General features: G+C 45.6%; 22 protein-coding genes. 10 read left to right on the top strand and 12 right to left on the bottom strand.

Annotation, left to right across the window (positions count from 1 at the left end; translation table 11 throughout):
• The first annotated feature begins 60 nt into the window (after positions 1-60).
• From LN341_RS20485 to LN341_RS20475, 3 genes are all read left to right on the top strand, one after another.
• The gene (locus LN341_RS20485) at positions 61-1068 is read left to right on the top strand and encodes a D-alanine--D-alanine ligase (RefSeq protein WP_046220872.1); all 1008 of its coding nucleotides are present in this window, start codon (positions 61-63) and stop codon (positions 1066-1068) included.
• 68 nt (positions 1069-1136) lie between these two features.
• Entirely contained in the window at positions 1137-1328 is a 192-nt protein-coding gene (locus LN341_RS20480; protein ID WP_234205552.1) for a YhfG family protein, read from the top strand.
• Positions 1318-1950: a putative adenosine monophosphate-protein transferase Fic gene (locus LN341_RS20475; RefSeq protein ID WP_234205549.1), complete on the top strand. Its 633-nt coding sequence runs from the start codon at positions 1318-1320 to the stop codon at positions 1948-1950. Before LN341_RS20480 ends, LN341_RS20475 begins: the two co-directional genes overlap by 11 nt.
• 8 nt (positions 1951-1958) lie before the next feature.
• Here the strand turns inward: LN341_RS20475 and LN341_RS20470 are convergent, their stop codons facing one another.
• From LN341_RS20470 to LN341_RS20460, 3 genes are all read right to left on the bottom strand, one after another.
• Positions 1959-2927, bottom strand: coding sequence for a tyrosine-type recombinase/integrase (locus tag LN341_RS20470; protein ID WP_234205548.1), 969 nt, complete (start codon positions 2925-2927; stop codon positions 1959-1961).
• 105 nt (positions 2928-3032) lie between these two features.
• Positions 3033-3542 carry a RimK/LysX family protein gene (locus LN341_RS20465; RefSeq protein WP_046220868.1) on the bottom strand — a complete coding sequence of 170 codons (510 nt, stop codon included), beginning with the start codon at positions 3540-3542 and terminating at the stop codon, positions 3033-3035.
• A 107-nt stretch (positions 3543-3649) separates the two neighbouring features.
• Positions 3650-4261: an HAD family phosphatase gene (locus LN341_RS20460; protein WP_046220867.1), complete on the bottom strand. Its 612-nt coding sequence runs from the start codon at positions 4259-4261 to the stop codon at positions 3650-3652.
• Positions 4262-4378: 117 nt separating this feature from the next.
• Between LN341_RS20460 and yciH the strand changes: the two genes are divergently transcribed.
• On the top strand, positions 4379-4702 hold the full coding sequence (gene yciH / locus LN341_RS20455) for a stress response translation initiation inhibitor YciH (RefSeq protein WP_046220866.1): 324 nt from the start codon (positions 4379-4381) through the stop codon (positions 4700-4702).
• A 432-nt stretch (positions 4703-5134) separates the two neighbouring features.
• Here the strand turns inward: yciH and LN341_RS20450 are convergent, their stop codons facing one another.
• The 3 genes from LN341_RS20450 to LN341_RS20440 all read right to left on the bottom strand — a co-directional run bounded on the left by LN341_RS20450 (position 5135) and on the right by LN341_RS20440 (position 7155).
• Positions 5135-5392, bottom strand: coding sequence for a CG2 omega domain protein (locus tag LN341_RS20450; RefSeq protein ID WP_234205546.1), 258 nt, complete (start codon positions 5390-5392; stop codon positions 5135-5137).
• Positions 5393-5464: 72 nt separating this feature from the next.
• Positions 5465-6769, bottom strand: a complete 1305-nt coding sequence (locus LN341_RS20445; protein ID WP_234205544.1) for a Y-family DNA polymerase — start codon at positions 6767-6769, stop codon at positions 5465-5467.
• Entirely contained in the window at positions 6766-7155 is a 390-nt protein-coding gene (locus LN341_RS20440) for a LexA family transcriptional regulator (protein WP_046220864.1), read from the bottom strand. The genes LN341_RS20445 and LN341_RS20440 overlap by 4 nt, the downstream gene beginning before the upstream one ends.
• Positions 7156-7521: 366 nt before the next feature.
• Here LN341_RS20440 and LN341_RS20435 point away from each other — a divergent pair, with 366 nt between their 5' ends.
• Complete coding sequence (locus LN341_RS20435) at positions 7522-7929, top strand: SPOR domain-containing protein (RefSeq protein WP_046220939.1); 408 nt, start codon at positions 7522-7524, stop codon at positions 7927-7929.
• Between the two features lie 43 nt (positions 7930-7972).
• Here the strand turns inward: LN341_RS20435 and LN341_RS20430 are convergent, their stop codons facing one another.
• Together LN341_RS20430 and LN341_RS20425 are read right to left on the bottom strand one after the other, a co-directional pair.
• Positions 7973-8902, bottom strand: a complete 930-nt coding sequence (locus LN341_RS20430) for an electron transfer flavoprotein subunit alpha/FixB family protein (protein ID WP_234205542.1) — start codon at positions 8900-8902, stop codon at positions 7973-7975.
• Positions 8899-9651 carry an electron transfer flavoprotein subunit beta/FixA family protein gene (locus tag LN341_RS20425; protein ID WP_234205539.1) on the bottom strand — a complete coding sequence of 251 codons (753 nt, stop codon included), beginning with the start codon at positions 9649-9651 and terminating at the stop codon, positions 8899-8901. Before LN341_RS20425 ends, LN341_RS20430 begins: the two co-directional genes overlap by 4 nt.
• Before the next feature lie 179 nt (positions 9652-9830).
• On the opposite strand from LN341_RS20425, the gene LN341_RS20420 reads away from it, so the two are divergent.
• Positions 9831-11474 (top strand): electron transfer flavoprotein-ubiquinone oxidoreductase, encoded by a 1644-nt coding sequence (locus LN341_RS20420; RefSeq protein ID WP_234205537.1) that lies wholly within the window; start codon positions 9831-9833, stop codon positions 11472-11474.
• 11 nt (positions 11475-11485) lie between these two features.
• Here LN341_RS20420 and cutA read toward each other — a convergent pair whose 3' ends face one another.
• Together cutA and LN341_RS20410 are read right to left on the bottom strand one after the other, a co-directional pair.
• Positions 11486-11809, bottom strand: a complete 324-nt coding sequence (gene cutA, locus LN341_RS20415) for a divalent-cation tolerance protein CutA (protein ID WP_046220860.1) — start codon at positions 11807-11809, stop codon at positions 11486-11488.
• 26 nt (positions 11810-11835) lie between these two features.
• Positions 11836-12462, bottom strand: a complete 627-nt coding sequence (locus LN341_RS20410) for a LysE family translocator (RefSeq protein ID WP_046220859.1) — start codon at positions 12460-12462, stop codon at positions 11836-11838.
• 396 nt (positions 12463-12858) lie between these two features.
• On the opposite strand from LN341_RS20410, the gene rpoS reads away from it, so the two are divergent.
• Together rpoS and LN341_RS20400 are read left to right on the top strand one after the other, a co-directional pair.
• Positions 12859-13734: an RNA polymerase sigma factor RpoS gene (gene rpoS / locus LN341_RS20405; RefSeq protein WP_052729984.1), complete on the top strand. Its 876-nt coding sequence runs from the start codon at positions 12859-12861 to the stop codon at positions 13732-13734.
• A 188-nt stretch (positions 13735-13922) separates the two neighbouring features.
• Complete coding sequence (locus LN341_RS20400; RefSeq protein WP_046220858.1) at positions 13923-14468, top strand: DUF1439 domain-containing protein; 546 nt, start codon at positions 13923-13925, stop codon at positions 14466-14468.
• 125 nt (positions 14469-14593) lie between these two features.
• On the opposite strand, the gene chrA is transcribed toward LN341_RS20400, so the two are convergent.
• Complete coding sequence (gene chrA, locus LN341_RS20395) at positions 14594-15760, bottom strand: chromate efflux transporter (RefSeq protein ID WP_234205535.1); 1167 nt, start codon at positions 15758-15760, stop codon at positions 14594-14596.
• 133 nt (positions 15761-15893) lie between these two features.
• On the opposite strand from chrA, the gene LN341_RS20390 reads away from it, so the two are divergent.
• Together LN341_RS20390 and LN341_RS20385 are read left to right on the top strand one after the other, a co-directional pair.
• Positions 15894-16811 (top strand): LysR family transcriptional regulator, encoded by a 918-nt coding sequence (locus LN341_RS20390; RefSeq protein ID WP_234205533.1) that lies wholly within the window; start codon positions 15894-15896, stop codon positions 16809-16811.
• An 84-nt stretch (positions 16812-16895) separates the two neighbouring features.
• Complete coding sequence (locus LN341_RS20385) at positions 16896-17447, top strand: OmpA family protein (RefSeq protein WP_082095756.1); 552 nt, start codon at positions 16896-16898, stop codon at positions 17445-17447.
• A gap of 31 nt (positions 17448-17478) precedes the next feature.
• On the opposite strand, the gene LN341_RS20380 is transcribed toward LN341_RS20385, so the two are convergent.
• On the bottom strand, positions 17479-18588 hold the full coding sequence (locus LN341_RS20380) for a 1-acyl-sn-glycerol-3-phosphate acyltransferase (RefSeq protein ID WP_234205531.1): 1110 nt from the start codon (positions 18586-18588) through the stop codon (positions 17479-17481).
• Positions 18589-18766: the final 178 nt, after the last annotated feature.

The raw sequence follows: 18766 nt of genomic DNA, 5'->3' as shown, positions 1-18766 counted from the left end.
GCGGTACAAACAAATTTCGGCCTGTCATGAACGACAGGTCAGGTTTTACAAGGGATCAAGATGAATCCAATTCACGTTTTACTACTTTGTGGCGGTGGCAGCGCGGAACATGAAGTGTCTTTGGTTTCTGCCAATTTCATAGAGAAAAACCTCCAGGCGATTGACGGCATTCGCTACATCCGTCTCGAAATGCAGAAAAACGGCTGGTTTGATGGTGATGGTCAGAAGTGGCAGTTGAACCTGGATCGCAGTATTCAGTGCGAATCAGGCGAAAAACTTCCGGTTGACTATGTCATTCCGTGTGTTCATGGTTACCCCGGTGAAACAGGTGATTTGCAATCTTTACTGGAAATCGCGGCTGTCCCTTATTTTGGTTGTGGTCCTCAGGCCAGCACGAATTGTTTCAACAAGATCACCACCAAATTGTGGTTTGATGCCCTGGGTATTCCGAATACCCCTTACGTCTTTTTGAGCGAGCAGGATGAAGAGTCTGTCCGCATAGCCAAAGACGCATTAACACGTTGGGGCAGTGTTTTTGTCAAAGCCGCTTGTCAGGGGTCATCTGTGGGTTGCTATAAAGCTACGGATCAGGACAGCCTGATTGAATCACTGAACAAGGCGTTCACTTTTTCAGATCAGGTTCTGGTTGAAAAAGCCATCAAACCAAGAGAGTTAGAAGTGGCTGCCTATCAGTATGGCAATGAGTTAATTGTGACCAAGCCTGGTGAAGTGACTTGCCCGGACGGCAAATTTTACACGTACGAAGAAAAATACAGCACAGACAGCCACTCGACGACAACCGTAGAAGCTTCAAATATCACTGAAGAGCAGGTTGAAGCCATTCGCAGTTATGCCAGAAAAGCGTTTGTGCATATGAAATTGAAAGATCTCTCCCGAATCGATTTCTTCCTGAGTGAAGATGGTGAAATTCTTCTGAATGAAATCAATACGTTTCCTGGTATGACGCCAATATCCATGTTTCCTCAGATGCTGGCTCATCATGGTCATCATTTTACAGATTATCTTGAGCAAGCCATCAAAAGCGCGGTGCCTCAATCCAGCCAATGATTTTCCGGTTTCAAAACGCCAGCCTGACTGGCGTTTTTTTCATTGGCTGTAATACTGACGATGAGACGATGAAGAACGCTATGCTGACGACTAAACAGAAAATGGCACGTTTTAAGGCAATGCAGAACAAGAATTACAGAGCCAGTCTGAAGCTTGAAGGCTTTGAATTCGATGGGGCGCCAGGCAGAGAAACGCCAGATGAACCTCCTGTGCCTGAGCATGAACAAATTGCCCGGTTAAAGAAGCACTATGCGAGATAAATATGGCGTTCAGCAGGACCCTGATTGCTATCCCGGTTCTGCTGTCCTTATCAACTTACTGAATATCAATGATGAAGATGAACTCGCTCTGGCGGAGCGGGACTTTACCCGGGTGCGGGCTGAGCATTTTGTCCCTGAGTTTGACCGGTTTGATTTGGACTACCTAAGGCAAATACATTTCACTTTATTTCAGGATTTATATGCCTGGGCTGGCGATATACGCCGTGTTGATATCACCAAAGGCCAGAGCCGCTTTTGTCACGCCAGAAATATTGAAAGAGAGGCGACACGCCTGTTTGCTTCACTGGCTGACGAGTCCTATCTTTGTGGTTTGGACTTTGATCATTTTATCCGCCGTATCGCCCATTATTATTGTGAACTGAACGTCATCCACCCATTCAGGGAAGGAAATGGTCGCGTTCAGCGAATTTTCTTCGAAATTCTGGCTCTCAATGCCGGATACGAAATTTGTTGGGAAGGCATAAACCTTAAGGAATGGGTTGAAGCGAATCAGGCAGGGTACTTTGGTATTCTGACCCCGTTGGAAGGCTTGTTTGAAAGAATTACTGAACCTGTTCATGCCGTCGTTCAACCCCAGTGGGCATCGGGACCGGGCGGTTAAATCCACTCTTACTTTTCCCAGTCCTTTTTCTTAACGTACTTCGCAATTTCCGTATCGTGTTTGTCTTTATGGCCCGCATACTGTGCCGGCATAGCCGGGCTCTTCCATCTGCCTTGGGATTGTATATCCGGGATAGATACACCTGCATCGGATAAATCTTTCGCGGCGCCCACTCTGGGCGATTGACCGGAAAAAATATAGTCCTGGCTGAGTCCGAGTTCTTCGCCTGCACGGCGAAACACCCGATAGATGGATGAATGGTCAAGCGGCTGCTCGCCAATGTTGCCATGACGATCGATTCTGCGGAAAACGACACCTGATTCAATCATACCCACCGTCAGCCAACGCTGCATACTGCGTGATGCCATTGAACTTAATGCAATCGTGTGTTCCTGGATGTGCAGGCTAATGAGCCCGGACGAGTCAATCGAGATATTTTCAATCGTCAGTGCTGCCAGTTCACTTCGTTTGAGCATGGCTTCAAACATCACAGACCATATCGCCAAATCACGAATATCTTTGGGCTTGGCAGAGACAGAAAAAACATCAACCAATTGCTGCAAGTGGTCGTCCCTGAAGGCGTTCGCATTTTTATAGTCGTCTTTCTTTTCTACACAGTACTTATTTAGTACCAGTCGGACTTCTGTATGCCGACAAGGATCGGGGAGGGCATGGCACCGGTGAACCAGACCAATTGTGACAATGTAACGTTTTAGGCTGGCTAACTTTCGTTTCTTGGCCATGGTTTCAATAAAATGATGCACCGTTTTCACCGTTGCAGGTAATGGGGTTGCGTGATTGTCCAGGCAATATTGAAGAAAGCTATTCCAGTCATTTTTGAAGGCAAGTAATGTGTTCGATGAATACTGTTTTTGCGTCAGCACTTCCCAGATATCGATACTCTCTATGGGATGTGTGAAGGCTTTCATGCTCTTTTGCTTATCATTTTCATCAGAGATGGGATAAATTTTTTTCATTTAATGCACTATAACTTGTTATGTGGTGGTAATTACAATAAACAATGCTGCCTTGTTTGTGAGGCAGCATATCACATTCACGCAATGGTTAATCAGAACAGAAGGCTAGTCTTCTTCGTCCGACTTTTCCACATCAACCAGATAGTCGCCCATCAGCCAGTTTCTGCCAAGCAGCAACTTGTATTCCAACTTACTCCGATTTCGCAGATTTACGGTGACTTCTTTATGTTCACCGTTCCAGCTTAAATCCATTTTTACTGCGTAACGGCGCTCAACACCCTGAGCATTACGGATTTTACTGACTTTAACAATTTTTGCTTTGTGCGTTGTTGTTTCACCTTTCTCATTTTCGGTCTTAAATTCCACCATATTGCCCAGATTCTCACGCATATCCTCACTTTTATCACCTAAGATACGGATATCATAAGCATTGATAGATGACGTGTTCGCGCCAGTATCAATTCGGGCTTTATATTCAAGTTTCAGATCCTGGACATTAATCGTTTCAACTTGCCCTACAATGGATTTTTTTTCGAGAGGTCGGCTGTCAGCCAAAGAAGAAGGGCTGTGCAATGCAAATACAACGAACATTAACGGAATCAATGCTTTTTTCACGGAACCTCCAAGAAAGTGCCAAGAGTAAAGGTGATGACTATAAACATAAGTTACGCATGTTTTTTCAGCTCAAAGTTAAAGGTTTACTGTGGTAAGCATAGGTTCAGCTAATCCACCTTAAGTCTCAATGCTGAGCGAATCTGTTGATAACAAGCTGGTGTTGATGAAAAACGAATCGCCGTTATACCCAGCTTTCGGGCCGTAAGCACATTGTCTTCATTGTCATCGATAAAATACGTATCTTCCGGACTAAGGCCATACTTTATCATAAGTGATTGGAATATTTCAGGTTCTGGCTTCATTAATAACTCTTTGGCAGACACCAGACCACCATGAAATAATGAGATGAAATCATGCTTGTCATTCAGTGTATCGAAAAATGCACTGCTCATATTTGTGAGGTAGTACAGTTTGAAATCCTGCTCTAATAAGTCTTCAAGCAGATTTTTCGACGCTTCGATCACTGTCAGACTGTTTTGAATGTGATCGATGAAATCTTCCATCCTTGCTTCCGGAAAACCGGTACGAGCAGCAAATTTAGGGATGACTTCAGCCATCAGCATCGTACCGCGATCCAAAGCCAACCAGTCAGAGTGCTGAAGCACATGTGTGAGCAGTATGTCCTGTTCGTATGTAGACTGAGTGAAAGTAGAGACGATTTTGTGCGGGTTCCAATCAAACAGCACAGCACCAAAGTCAAAAACTACGTTATGAATCATATGCATTTCCGTTAGAGGCCTATTTATTGATAATATTCGGACTTAGTCTGGCCGCAAGCCTCTATATTCAACCTGAAGGCCAGGTCACACTTTCAAGCAGTAATTGGGGTCGATTTCATGAGTGATAACAGCCGATTAGTTTATTCAACAGATACAGGCAGAATTAAAGAAGAGAAAACAGTCTCAGAGCGTCCAAAAGGTGACGGCGTGGTTCGAATTCAACGCCAGACCAAAGGACGTAAAGGAAAGGGCGTCTGTATTGTTACCGGGCTGGATGTTACCGATGCTGAGCTGAAGCTATTGGCCGCCGAGTTGAAAAAAGTCTGCGGCTGCGGAGGCTCTGTAAAAGATGGAACCATCGAGATTCAGGGTGATAAACGCGATCTGATCAAAACCACACTGGAGAAAAAAGGACACACGGTGAAATTAGCCGGTGGCTAAGTGGCTAACCGTTGCCAATAATTCTCGCCGGGATTTTGAAGCTGGCAAAGGAATGCCAGGCTACCGGAGATGGTGATTAAAGTATGTATATGGCGAAATGGCCTTAATTTTTCAGGATATTTGCCGAAGGTTCCAGCTTTTCAACATATTAGGTAATTCCACGTTGCATTGAAGCACCAGGCAAACTGACATTTGCAGCAGAGCTTAAAGACAAGTGTGAATTACCTATTTTATGGTAAATCAGCGTTATGGTTAAATGGCATGCTTTCGTCAGTCAGATCGCCATAGAGAAGGGAGTAGAAGAACGTTAATGCGTCAGTTCTTATATCTCCCAAACACTCAATTTAACATAATCTATGTTATGCGCACTAAGCTGTGAGATCTGGTTAGAAAATGCTTACCAATAAATCAGGCTGTGCAACTACCCGTGGCTTACTTTCCCTTATCTTTCTTCTTATCTTTATCATGTCCTTTCCCTGGATTGTCATTACCCTGGACACTACGGTTATCGTTGTTTTTATTGACTTTGTTTTTGTCATCACAATCGTCCGAGCGCACACTGACGTTGTCACTGTCGATACGAATGCAGTCTTTGTTGATTTCAATGTTCTCACCTGACACAGTGATTTCTGCAATAGCAGCCGAAACTGGTATCAACGCTAAGGCAATATAAAGGAACGGCTTCATCATTTTTTTTGCTCCGAATCAATTGTCAAAACGTAACCCTATTAATGTAGACGACTTTGTCCAATGTGACGGCCTTTAGCAGCTAGCCACTGGGAGTTCATCCAGCCTTGTGGTCCATCGATTTGAGCGAAATGCTTGGCGCATGTGCCAATTACTGGTTGCGATAACGGATGCTGGTTTCAGCCCATTTTTATAACGCGTATTGAGCCTGTCTGATATGAGCATGAGATCACGACGCTTACTTTCTTCCAGTGCATCCTTGCTAAACATATCTAGCTGAAGTTTGTTCTGGCTCACAGGACTCAGTTCGTTCAGCATGACACCAATCTTTTGGTATGAATAGCCGGGACGGTACATTTTGGCCAGTTGTGCTTGTGCGGAAATGATCAGCTTTTGAGTATCCTGAGTTGGACAAATCAAGGATTCCATACTGCTTTTATTGTGTTGAGGTAACTGTTTATAGCGATTTGTTCGAATATAAACACCAACAGAGGATGCTTGACTCCCCTGTTTGCGTAATTTTTCACCTGCACGATGACAGTGGAAAGCTAGTGCAGACTGTAATTCTTGCTGATCGGTAATACCGACACCAAAGCTCCGGGTCGAAAGTATCTGTTTTTTGGTTTCTTCAATATCTCCTGGATCAATACAGCTGACGCCTTGAAGCTCCAAGACTGTGCGAGTCAGGCCTACATTCCAGAGTTGACGCATGAGTGCAATTTCCTGATTAGCCAATTGCCACGCAGTTGCGATGCCGCTGGTTTTTAGCCGGGTGGCCAATCGCGTTCCAATGCCCCAAACCTCCTGAACATCGGTTCTTTCCAGTAACCACTGCCTTTGCCGCTCTGTTTGGATATGAAGCACGCCATGTACTCTGTTTTCGTAGCGTTTTGCTCCGTTGCTTGCAAGTTTCGCCAGTGTCGGTGAAGCGCCAATTCCAACACGAACAGATAAACCAAGCCTCTGATAGATTGTGTCGACAATACTTTTGCCATAGCTTGTCAGGGTTTCTGTGGCCAAACCATCTAAGCGAATGAAGGCTTCATCAATGGAATACTGCTCAACCTGAGGAGAGAATTGCCTCAGCTCGTCAATAAAGCGCTGGCTCATATCAGCGTACAGGGTGTAATTTGAACTGCGTACCTCGACACCCGCGCGTTTCGCTTCTCGTTCAATTTTGTACCACACTGCCCCGCGCTTTATCCCTATCGCCTTAGCTTGCGTATTGATCGCAACGCAACAGCCGTCGTTGTTTGAAAGCACAACAACAGGTTTGTTTGCTAACTTGGGGTCAAATAATTGCTCGCAGGCAGTATAAAAACTTTGAACGTCAACCAGTGCCCAAATCTGATTCGTATGTCCAGATACGGTTTGAGTCATGAACGCTCCAGCAAGTTATGAATATTGCGTGTCACCACGCCAAATATTTCCGAGTCCTCTGGCATGGGAAATGGTTTCATCGCCGGGTTTTCCGCTTTTAACCACCAGTTATTGTGATGCCGGATAAGGCGCTTGCATGTGAATTCATCGAAAATGCGAGCAATTACAATTCGGCCTGGCAGTACGGCTTCAGCACGGTCGACAACCAGTAAGTCACCATCATAGATGCCAGCCCCCGTCATAGAATCGCCAGACGCTTTCAGTACAAAAGTGGCATTGGGATGACGAATGAGATAATCCATCAGTTCCAGTGATTCTTCATGTCCTTCAGCGGGTGAGGGAAATCCGCACCGAACAGATTCAATAAACAAAGGTAATACAGCCATAGCTACCTCTCAATAAATACTGTATATAAAAACAGTATAAGTATTAATGGAGGTACTGAACAGAGAAAACACGTGATATGGCGATGAAAAAATTCAGAGTGTCGATAGCACATTGAAATATTGGGCGAAAATAAATAACGCTTCGCTTTCTGGCAAGGCTCCACCAATGAGAACTGTTTTTATATACAGTGCTGTGTTAGTCTGGCGTCATCGCAAGCATCGCGATACAGATTTGTAGATCTCTGTCAAGATTGCTTTAAAAAACAACAAACTCAACGCTAATTTAGGGATTTATCCGATCGTCAGTTTATCTTATTGCTAAACTGGCCGCCTGTTGGTGACAGGGATTGGAATTGGAGAATGAAAATGCGAAGAATCATCATGATTTTAGCGCTGGCTGTGCTCAGTGGCTGTGCTTTGCAGCCTGATCCGCAGTACCACACGGGGCAATGTGTCGGAAAAATGACCACAGAAGAAGCCTATGGCCATCTGGACCCTAATCGTTACACGATTCAGGTACTGGCCCTGAGTGAGGAACGAGATATTCGCGGCTATCTGCGGGAAATCCCAGGACAAGATCCCATTTGGGTGAACTGGAAACACAGTTTAGGTAAGAGCTGGTACGCTGTCATTTATGGCGATTTTGCTACCAAGCAAGAAGCCAAGCAGCGTATTCAAACTTTGTCGCCTCGCATTTTGGCACAAGGTCCGTTTGTTCGCAGTTTTGCGGAAGTGCAAAGCGATAAACAAACTGACGTTTTCCGTATGCGATAAAAAATGCGCTCAGACTGTCTGGGCGCACTTCTACTTTCCCCTGTTAAAGTTTTTCGATGAGCTCAGGTAGAATCTCGAACAAATCACCAACGAGTCCATAGTCTGCCACATCAAAAATTGGGGCATCAGGATCTTTATTGATTGCAACAATCACCTTTGCATCTTTCATCCCAGCTAAATGCTGTATTGCGCCTGAAATGCCAACCGCAATATACAGCTCTGGTGCAACAATTTTACCAGTCTGACCTACTTGCAGATCGTTTGATACAAAACCCGCATCGACCGCGGCTCTGGAAGCCCCCACTGCGCCACCAAGTTTATCCGCCAACTCTTCTAACATTGCAAAATGTGCTTTATCTCCAAGACCCCGGCCACCGGAGACTACAACGCGGGCAGCCGGCAATTCTGGTCGGCTACTTTGTGTCATTTCACTGGACACGTATTCGGAGTTCGGTGATTCAATCACTTTTTCTAGTTCGACAATGAGGGCAGATCCCCCGCTTGTTGCTGAAGGGGCAAATGCTGAAGTCCGCACAGTCATCAGCTTTTTACTATCAAGTGACTTCACTTTAGCCAGTGCATTCCCGGCATATATCGGCCGGACGACCGTATCAGCAGACTCAATGCTGATAACATCGGCCAGTAATCCAACCCCCAGAAGACCGGCTACACGCGGTAAAACATTTTTTCCGGTTGTCGTTGCTGCCATGAGTAAATGAGAATAATCAGCTGCTACCTCGGTGATCAGTTCTGAGATGTTTTCAGCTAACCAATGCGTGTAGACCGGATGGTCAGCCAGCAGGACTTGGCTTACCCCCGCAATACCAGCGACCTGCTCTGCCACAGCCCGGCATTGATGACCAGCGATCAAAACCTGACAATCACTTTCCAGTGACTGGCTCGCAGTGATCACCTTAGATGTCTCAGGAGACAGCGTGTGATTGTCGTGTTCTGCAATGATAAGTACACTCATGAGATCACCTTGGCTTCATGCTTTAATTTATCAATCAATTCAGAGACCGAACCAACTTTTGTGCCCCCCTGGCGAACAGGCGGTGATGAGACTGACAGTATTTCCTGATTTTGTGACAACGTCACGCCAAGGCTATCTAAACTAATAACATCCAGCGGTTTTTGTTTTGCTTTCATGATATTGGGCAATGAGGCATATCTTGGCTCATTTAACCGGAGATCTGTACTGACGACTGCAGGCAGCCGCAGCCTGACCGTTTCCAGACCACCATCAACTTCTCGGGTAACCTTGATAAAACCGTTATCGACTTCAATCTTTGAAGCAAAAGTTCCCTGAGGAAAACCAGATATGGCAGACAACATTTGAGCGACTTGATTGTTATCAGAATCAATTGATTGCTTGCCCATAATCACCAGATCAGGTGATTCACTTTTTACAAGGGCATGCAGAATGCGTGCAATATTCAGCGGTTCAGTTTGTGCATCCGCATCAATGTGAACTGCTCTGTCTGCACCAAGTGCCAACGCAGTTCGGAGTTGCTCCTGGCAACTCGTGTCGCCCACGCTAACGACAACCACGTCACTGGCCAGGCCGGCTTCTTTCATACGAACCGCTTCTTCGATGGCAATTTCGCAAAAAGGATTGATGGCCATTTTTACATTATGCTGCTCGACGCCTGAACCGTCGGATTGAACACGAATCTTCACATACGGGTCTATGACCCTTTTGATTGCGACTAATATCTTCACTAGCGCCTCCTTGCAAATCAATATGTTAATGAAGAAGCACGACAAGATGACTGATTGACAAGTACCCAGTCGGGCATTGACAAACCGAGCGATGCCTTTTGCATTGAGTGTGGTTCGGGTTTACGTTTACGTCAACTGGACTAAAGTTACTCATAGTCTGAGTAAAAGGGACATGGGGCATGGAAAGAGAAAGCATGGCGTTTGATGTGGTCATTGTCGGAGCCGGGCCTGCGGGGTTGTCAGCGGCATGTCGTCTGATGCAACTGGCGAAAAAAAGCGAGAAGGACTTATCCGTTTGTGTGATCGAAAAAGGGGCGGAAGTTGGCTCACACATTGTCTCCGGCGCCCTGTTTGAACCCAGATCATTAAATGAACTCTTTCCGGACTGGCAAATCCTCGGGGCACCGCTGAATACTCAGGTTCAGGACGATAAGGTTTATTGGTTATCCAATCAATACAATCAGCTCTGCATCCCTTCAACGTTTGTCCCTTCCCCCCTTCACAATGAAGGGAATTTCATCATTAGTCTGGGCGAATTATGCCGCTGGTTGGCTCAACAGGCTGAAGCACTGGGTGTCTCTATTTTTCCGGGATTTGCTGCAGCCGAGTTATTTTTTAACAACTCTGGCGCAGTGGCTGGCGTCATGACGACAGATATGGGACGTGACAAGCAAGGCAATGAAAAACCTGGATTTCAACCAGGCATCATACTTGAAGCAAAATATACACTGATTGCTGAAGGCTCGCGCGGACATTTAGGAAAAGCCGTCATCGAACGCTTTGAGCTGGATAAAGATAACCCCCCCCAACATTACGCCATTGGTTTGAAAGAATTGTGGGAAATTCCAACAGAGCAACACCAGAAGGGGCTGGTTGTTCATACTGCAGGCTGGCCACTGAACCAGACTCACACCTCAGGTGGGGGCTTTATGTACCACCTTGGCGAGAACCTTGTGTCTGTCGGGCTTGTGGTGGATCTGAATTATCAGCACCCTTATCTCAGCCCTTTTGATGAATTTCAGCAAATGAAACACCATCCGGTTTTCGCCTCAATGCTGGATGGCGGGGAACGACTTTCTTACGGAGCACGTGCAATTACAAAAGGCGGGCTGCATGCCCTGCCGGAGCAAAGTTTTCCGGGCGGATTACTCATCGGGTGTGATGCAGGAACACTCAACAGTGTAAAAATTAAAGGCTCTCATACCGCAATGAAATCTGGCATGCTCGCGGCTGAGGCTGTGTTTTCGGAGTTAGCCGCTCATCGTTCGCACACCTCACCCGATTATCACGCACTGTTCGACAACTCGTGGCTTAAAGAGGAGTTATTTGAGGCTCGTCACTTCACTTCTCAGGTTCATCGTTTAGGAACATTCCTTGGCGGAGCTATCGCAACATTAGAATTCAATGTTCTGAAGCGAAGCCTGTTCTCGTTTCGGGATGATACGCCGGACTATCAAACCCTGGATACAACCAACAGGGTCGAACCGTTGTCCTACCCTAAACCGGATGGAAAACTCAGTTTTGACAGGGCTTCCTCTGTTTTTTTATCAACGGTGAAACATGATGAAAACCAGCCCTGCCACTTAATCCTGCAAGACAAAGAGTTACCCATAAAAGTGCATCTGGATAAGTATGCTGAGCCGAGCCAGCGATATTGTCCGGCAGGTGTCTATGAAGTTGTGGAAAGTGGTGGCCAGAAACGATTTCAGATCAATGCCGGGAACTGCATTCATTGCAAAACATGCGATATAAAAGATCCGTCCCAGAATATCGTATGGACCCCACCCGAAGGTGGCAGCGGGCCCAACTATAATGGGATGTGAGCTTGACCAGTTTAAGCGTGCGTTTCTGCCCGTACCCATTCGAGATAGTCCGGATAGCCGGCAACAATTGGCAGACAGATGATTTCCGGCGTTTCATAGTTATGATTCGCCAGAATATCGGCTTCGATAGCTGAATACTTGTCGTGCGTTGTTTTAATGACAACTAACTTTTCTTTATCGGCCTGGACTTTGCCTTTCCAGTGATAATAACTGTCGATACTCTGCACCTGAATACAGGCAGCCAGATGTTTGTTCAGCAAAGAATGGATGATCGCTTCACCCACCTCGTCATCTGAAAAAGTCGTCAGCACCACACAGAACTCTTTGACCAACATCTGTCCACCTTCTTGTTCAGAACTCTTTAACGCTGCGTCAGTGCCACTTTGGCACTGAGTGCAACCAGCAAACCGCCCGAGACACCTTCAATCGCTTTCGCGTAACCAGACATTTTAGGATTACCAAAAACAAAGCTACCTAACATGGCATAAAGCAAATTGATACACGTCGCTAACACACTGAATAATAAGCCAAGAATTAAAAGTTGCGTGGTAACCTGGCCAGCATTGACATCAATAAACTGAGGCAGAAAGGACAGAAAAAACAAGGCAACTTTAGGATTCAGGACACTGACAATCACACCTTGCATAAACACATTGGACGTTGACTTTACAGGTGCTGAAGCTGTCAGCTGGCTCTTCCCGCGAATGCTGTTTCTTATTGACGAGATACCCAAGTAGAGTAAGTATGCTGCCCCTAAATATTTGATGACGCTAAATAAAAAAGCAGAGCTGAGTATAATCGTTGAAAGCCCAAGCACAGCTGCCATCGTGTGCACCAAATACCCTATTCCCAACCCCAGAGCCGCTTGAATGCCTAATTGCATCTTCCCACGCATTGCGTTAGACACAATATAAATGACATCTGGACCTGGTACCAGGTTAAGGCTGATTGAAGCAAGAGCAAAAAGTAAAAGTGTCTGAAATTCCATTTTTATCTTTACCTCAAGTGATGAGCATTCAATTTGCTGCCATGAAAACCATAAAAAAATAAAGGTGAATCGCGTGTAATTTTGTCAGATTAACCACTAAAAACACACTGAGCATGAAAGCGTATAAAGCATCAAATTTCATAAAAAATCAAGAATCTTGTATCTCATGCTGCAAACAACAAAGGGCCTGAATATTGATACTTATATTAATTATTCCTTTTAAGAACTAAAGGCGTGAAATTCCAATTCACTAATAACAAATAAGTATACCTTTATGGCAACTTTGTGTTTCCTGTGAATAGATTGTGTAACATCTGTGTGTTAGTGTTTTCTGGTACTGCAATAAAAACACGAAAAATTAGTTAGCTTGCTCAAACCTTGTAGAGGGGACCAGATATGGATGTCAATACACAGGAAGTAAGTAGCTTTGATACTGATGTTATTCATTTGTATTTGCAGGAAATCTCGCATAAATCATTACTCAGTAAAGAAGAAGAAGTTCAATACAGTCGTAAAAGTCTTGCTGGTGACCCACACGCAAAATCTGTCATGATTGAGAGTAATTTGCGTTTAGTTGTCAGTATCGCTAAAAAGTATCGTGGCAGCACGATGCAGCTTAGCGACTTAATTGATGAGGGCAATATTGGTTTAATCACTGCGGTCGAAAAGTTTGATCCAGAACGTGGATTTCGTTTTTCGACATACGCGACATGGTGGATAAAACAAACCATAGAACGTGCGATCCATAATCAGGCCAGAACCATCCGGTTGCCTGTTCATGTATCGAAGGAAATCAATACGATACTTCGTACGCACAAGCAGCTGATGAAAAACAGTAATCAGGAGCCAACTCACGAGCAGGTTGCTGAGAAAATGCAAAAGTCTGTTGATGAAATATCGGAAGTATTGTCCTACGACACTCCTGTGGTTTCTATCGATCAGTCTTTGTCGGACGACAGCAACTCAAACTCCATCGCGGCATTTATTGCTGATACCAACATCACAGCCCCGGATGCGTCGATGGATCAATCTGACATTCATGCATTAGCTCTCACGATGCTGAAAAGTCTGAATGAACGGGACAGAGAAATATTATGTCGCCGTTTTGGGTTACTTGGCTACGAAGCACAAACACTGCAGGAAGTCGCAGAGGAAGTGGGCCTGACCCGTGAACGTATTCGTCAACTGCAGGTAAGCTCGCTCAATAAGTTGAAAAATGCACTTCAGCGTGAAAATTACAGCCTGGAAGTGCTGTTTTCTGAAACAGCGTAACTAACTGGTTCTACTCTGCTAAAGCCTGGTAATGTGCCAGGCTTTAGTTTTTTTCACGGCATTTGACAAAGCTCTGACATCTCCCCTTGCTGGTACAGCAAAAATCCTTACTGTCAAATTGCTTGGCAGAGATTCGTATTTTACCCATAATTTGGGTTATCCCATTCAGTGAGCAGTGTAAAGAGATCATGATATTCAGAAAACTGTGTTTCCTCGCTTCAGTCGTTTTTCTGACTTCCTGTGCCAGCTATAGCATTACGGAACAAGAGGTACAGAATTACCTTGATAAACAGGCACGTGTTGAGCAAAAAGTGGGTTTTGGCGGATTTGTTCAGGCTCATGTCCTGTTCAACGACATCAAAGTCGGCATTGGTCGCTCGGCTTCAGATCGTATAAATCTCGAAGCAAAATCTAAAGCAGATATCAGCATTAAAGGCCAGCCTCAGCAAAAGGTCGCTATCAATGTCAACTTCAGTGCTATCCCCTATTATGATAAAAGCGAAGGGGCTGTTTACCTGAATAACCTGAAAGTAGAATCTCTGGATATTACCCCGAATACACTTGGTCCTTTTGCCAGCAGCCAGGTGCTTTCACCATTAATTGAAATCGTGGGACAGTACCTTTTGAAGATACCTGTCTACAAACTCCAGGAAGACGACTTTAAACAATCGCTTCTGAAAACAGCCAGACCAGAGCTTAAAATCAAGAACCATGCCTTGGTGATCCAAATCTGATTAGCTTACTTAAGACGATTAAAGCACTGTGCAATCAAACTTGTATCAGTGCTTTAATTTTGCTTTCAATAAATAAGTTATAGTGCGCTAGTTGATGACGGCAAAAAACTGATTTCGCGGAAAGCTTAAATAACAAAGCTATAACCAATCAATATCATCGCCAGACACCACACAGGTACTTGCCTTTTCAGTAACACGAACCCCACAACGAGGATCAAAACATCCCACCCGCGAGTGATGGAAGATGTGATCACCGGATCGACCCAGGCAGCCGCCAACAACCCAACAACGGAAGCTGTGATTGTCTTAACCGCAAGACGTAAACGCGGATGTTGCAGCAATGATTGCCACGCAGGCAAAAAAGCAAAAAGAAGCAAACTGCCGGGTAAGAAAATCGCCAGCGTTGCCAGCAGGCTTCCCCAAATTGCCGTTTCAGGTAAGGATGCCGCACCCAGATAGCTCGCCATGGTAAACATTGGCCCTGGAACAAGCTGTGCAGAGGCATAAGCACTCAGAAATGTGTTCGCATCTACCCATTGCTGAACTAAAGGTTCCAGTAAGGGAAGAACGACGTGCCCTCCTCCGAAAACAAAACTCCCCGCCTGATAAAAGTTGTTGAACACAGCCCATTCTTTAGAGAGAGCCGCCAAGTATGGCAGGCCGAATAAAAGCACCAGGAAGACGCTAAGAATCACCACATTTGGTTTTCCCAGAGAGGATGGACGTTCTGTATTATCTGATGGCTCTTGCTGTGTGAAGGACAGGATAACTCCCAAGGCTGCAGCCAGCAAAATGGGTAACAACTGGCCGATTAAGCCATAAGTAAAAAAGACACTGATTGCAGTCATTGCAGCAATGCAAACGGTCAGTCCATCGATCAGATTTTTCTTAATCATGCTAAATAAAGCATCTGCCACAACCACAACGGCGAGCAGTTTGGCAGCCTGAATAATCTGATAGACCCAGTCAGGCTGGACGTCACGGTTTTCCAGAATGGCAAGCACGGTCAACAAAGCTGCTGAGGGAAAAGTAAAGCCAATAAATGCAGCCAATGCGCCAATGTACCCGGCCTTACGATAGCCAATAAACATGCCTAACTGGCTGCTTGCCGGCCCTGGTAAGAACTGGCATAACGCCGTAGCCTGAGAAAACTCTGAGTCTGAAAGCCACTGTTTTCTCTGCACAAATGATCGCTGGAAATAGCCAATATGCGCAACAGGACCGCCAAAGCTGCCTAACCCCAAAATAAGAAACGACCAGAAAACCTGCAATACTGGAGCGAGCGAAGACATGAATCTTCTTTTCAATGAATCTTGGATCATAACTACCGGATCAAATTGTGATTGTTTACACTAGCAAACAGTGAGACTGAATATGACGATTTTATCTCTTATTTATGTATGAAGTATTACAGGTAAATCCTTGATGTTAGAAAATTTGCAACAAATGGTGATCCTGGCCACTGTCAGCCACGAACAGAACTTCACACGTGCCGCTGAGCGCCTTGGCATTTCTAAATCACAGGTCAGCAAGCAAATTCGCTTCCTTGAAGAACGCCTGGGTTGTCAATTAGTTCAACGCAGCACACGGACTGTTGCCCTCACAGATATTGGCTTGCAATACGCCGAATTTGGTCAGCAATTGCTGGATACGGTAAAAGAAGCTGAAGCCATGGTTGCCGGATACAGAAATGAGATCAAAGGTGTACTTCGAATAGGGGTCGCGCAGTCCTTTGGAAACACGAATATCACCCCAGCAATGGTCGCTTTTCAGCGGGCTCACCCTGAGCTTGAACTGGAAATCAGCCTTTTTGACCATCGCCCGAACCTTTTGGAAGAAGGCTTTGATTGCTGGCTCGCCATTCACGAACACCCGCCTGAAGGCATGGTTGCGAAAAAACTGGTCGATTGTGAATTCATCGTTGTCGCTTCTCCTGACTATATCGCTACACATGGTGCCCCTAAAACCCCCGCTGATTTACGTAAACATAATTGCATCACCTATGAAAGCCGGGAGCGAAAGTATGTTCAGTGGGACTTTTCAAAAGATGGCGTAAAAGAATCAGTCCGGGTCACAGGTAGTTATCGAATCAATAACGCCCCGGCCGTTTTGGAAGCCACAAAAGCAGGAGCCGGTATCGCTTACCTGGCGACCTACCTGATCCACGATGAGCTGGACAATCAACATCTGACTCATGTATTGGCGGATTGGCGGGCAGAACTCGCCTTGCCAATGTACGCTGTCTATCCCCGCCATAAATACCTGGCCCCCAAAGTAAGAGCCTTTATCGATTTTATGGCGGAATGGATGACGAACCACCCTTTCCAGCCTCGGCAGCCCTGACTGAGCGACCACGTCTTAGAAGTGCAGTTGAGGAACCTCGCTTACTGTTCTACACCTATAGGTAGTTCTTACAGGTGAGCGGCCATGTTAACGATTTCAGCTTATATTCGGGAAAAGTATCTACACATTATACTTTTGTCAGGCTTATTGCTCATGGCTGGCTGCGCCACTCAGGAAGAAGCAGAACCCTCTCCGGCGGTCACCAGCGCGCCGGCAACGGTTGAAGAGGTTGCTGAACCACCCCCGCCACCAAAGGCAATTCTGACAGAAATACCTGAAGTGAGTGAAACTGTCTTTTTTAACGAAGGAAGCTTTGAGATTTCACAGAGCGAGCAGCTGAAAATTGATCCCATCGCGGTCAGACTTCGTCAGCACCCTGACAGTAACGTCATCATTATTGGTCACAGTTCAGAGAGTGATAATGAAGAAGATAATATGGCGTTATCGTATGAACGAGCGTTCAGTGTGGCTATTTATATTGCCTCTGTTTTTGGTATCGAAGAAGAGCGTATTCAGGTGGTTGCTCAGGGTAATGGCGACCCTGCAACATCCGGGTCGAACAGCCGGGTTGAAGTGATTTCGCCCGAAACTGTGGTCAGAACATTAAATGCCTCAGATGAGGACGGAAAGTTCTGAGCCACAGCCCCAGATAAGAAAAGATGCCGGTTTATCCCTGTTTTTTCAATGCAGGAAAAGCGTACATTTTTCTGATGATTTCGGCCACGCCTGCCGGTTGAGACGCCAGCTTGCGATTAAACTTCGCTTCTTCACTCTCAGTGACAGAATCGTCTTGAATGCCAGCAGCAATGTAATTTGCGGGGAATAAGTGATAAATATCCGTAATCTGGCGGTCAATTTCTTCAGCCAGTTGCTCTGGAGTGTCAAACGGTTGATCAATCACATCACCAAAGCTCACATGGACTCGTCGCTTTTCTCCGACGATACCCTGTACAATGCTTTCGATATCCTCAAACTCGCTTTTCTCATAACTACCCGTTGTTTGCTTGGCATTCAGTTCGTTCGCCTTCGCTAAATCGCAGGGATCATTCTCGTAAGAAATGGCCACAGGCACAATATTGAGCTGAGTCATAAACTCCGCAAAAGACTGCTTTCGCTTACGCCCTTCCATATAAAACATTTTCAGCAAAGCCGGATCCGTCTTGTCGTTTCCGTCTTTCGCCCGGCCTTCTTTCTGAGCGATCCAGATCGAGTGACCTGTCTCGATGGAGTTGGCAATATAATCTGACAGCAAGCCCAGTGCTTTCATCATTTCACGTGGCGCTTTCACCGAACGTTTCACAATAAAGCTTTTGTTTAAACGCATCAGCTCGGTCGCACAAGGCTTCTTGAGAAGGTTATCACCAATCGCGATACGGACGGTATTCAGGTTATTGTGATAAAGGCACCAGTTCACCATAGCCGGATCCATGGCGATATCTCTGTGATTCGAGATAAACAGATACGCTTGATTCGGGTCCAGCTTGTCTAAACCAGAGTGCGTGACACCGTCACAAGAGTGTTCAATGGTCGCGGCCATATATTTCGCCACTTGCAGCTGAACGTCTTCTACCGTCTTAACACTTGACCATTTACGGACAAGAAAACGTTTTATCAATGGACGCAGCAGCCAGCCAAACACACCCGATAACTGTGCAAACCGGTAGTTCAGGATGGCATTGATGAATTCGTCATCATTGATTAAACGTTGAATCGCCCCACTGACTTCATCGTCGTTGTAGGGGCGTATCTCTTTATAAATATCGTTATCTGTTTGCACTATGTTGCTTCATCTAATTTAAAAACCGCGCCATTCTACGCAGATTTGGTGGATTACCCAATGATCGACCCCAAACAGTTTAATGGTTGGAGGTCTGACCAATCAACATCATTCATCCCTAAGCCAACTCAGCGCGCCTTGACCCCAGCGGTAAAACCGAACACTATGTGCGGGCTTT

The organism is Photobacterium sp. TLY01 (genome assembly GCF_021432065.1).
In the GTDB taxonomy this organism is placed as follows: domain Bacteria; phylum Pseudomonadota; class Gammaproteobacteria; order Enterobacterales; family Vibrionaceae; genus Photobacterium; species Photobacterium halotolerans_A.
This window is presented reverse-complemented; position numbering and strand designations above follow the sequence as displayed.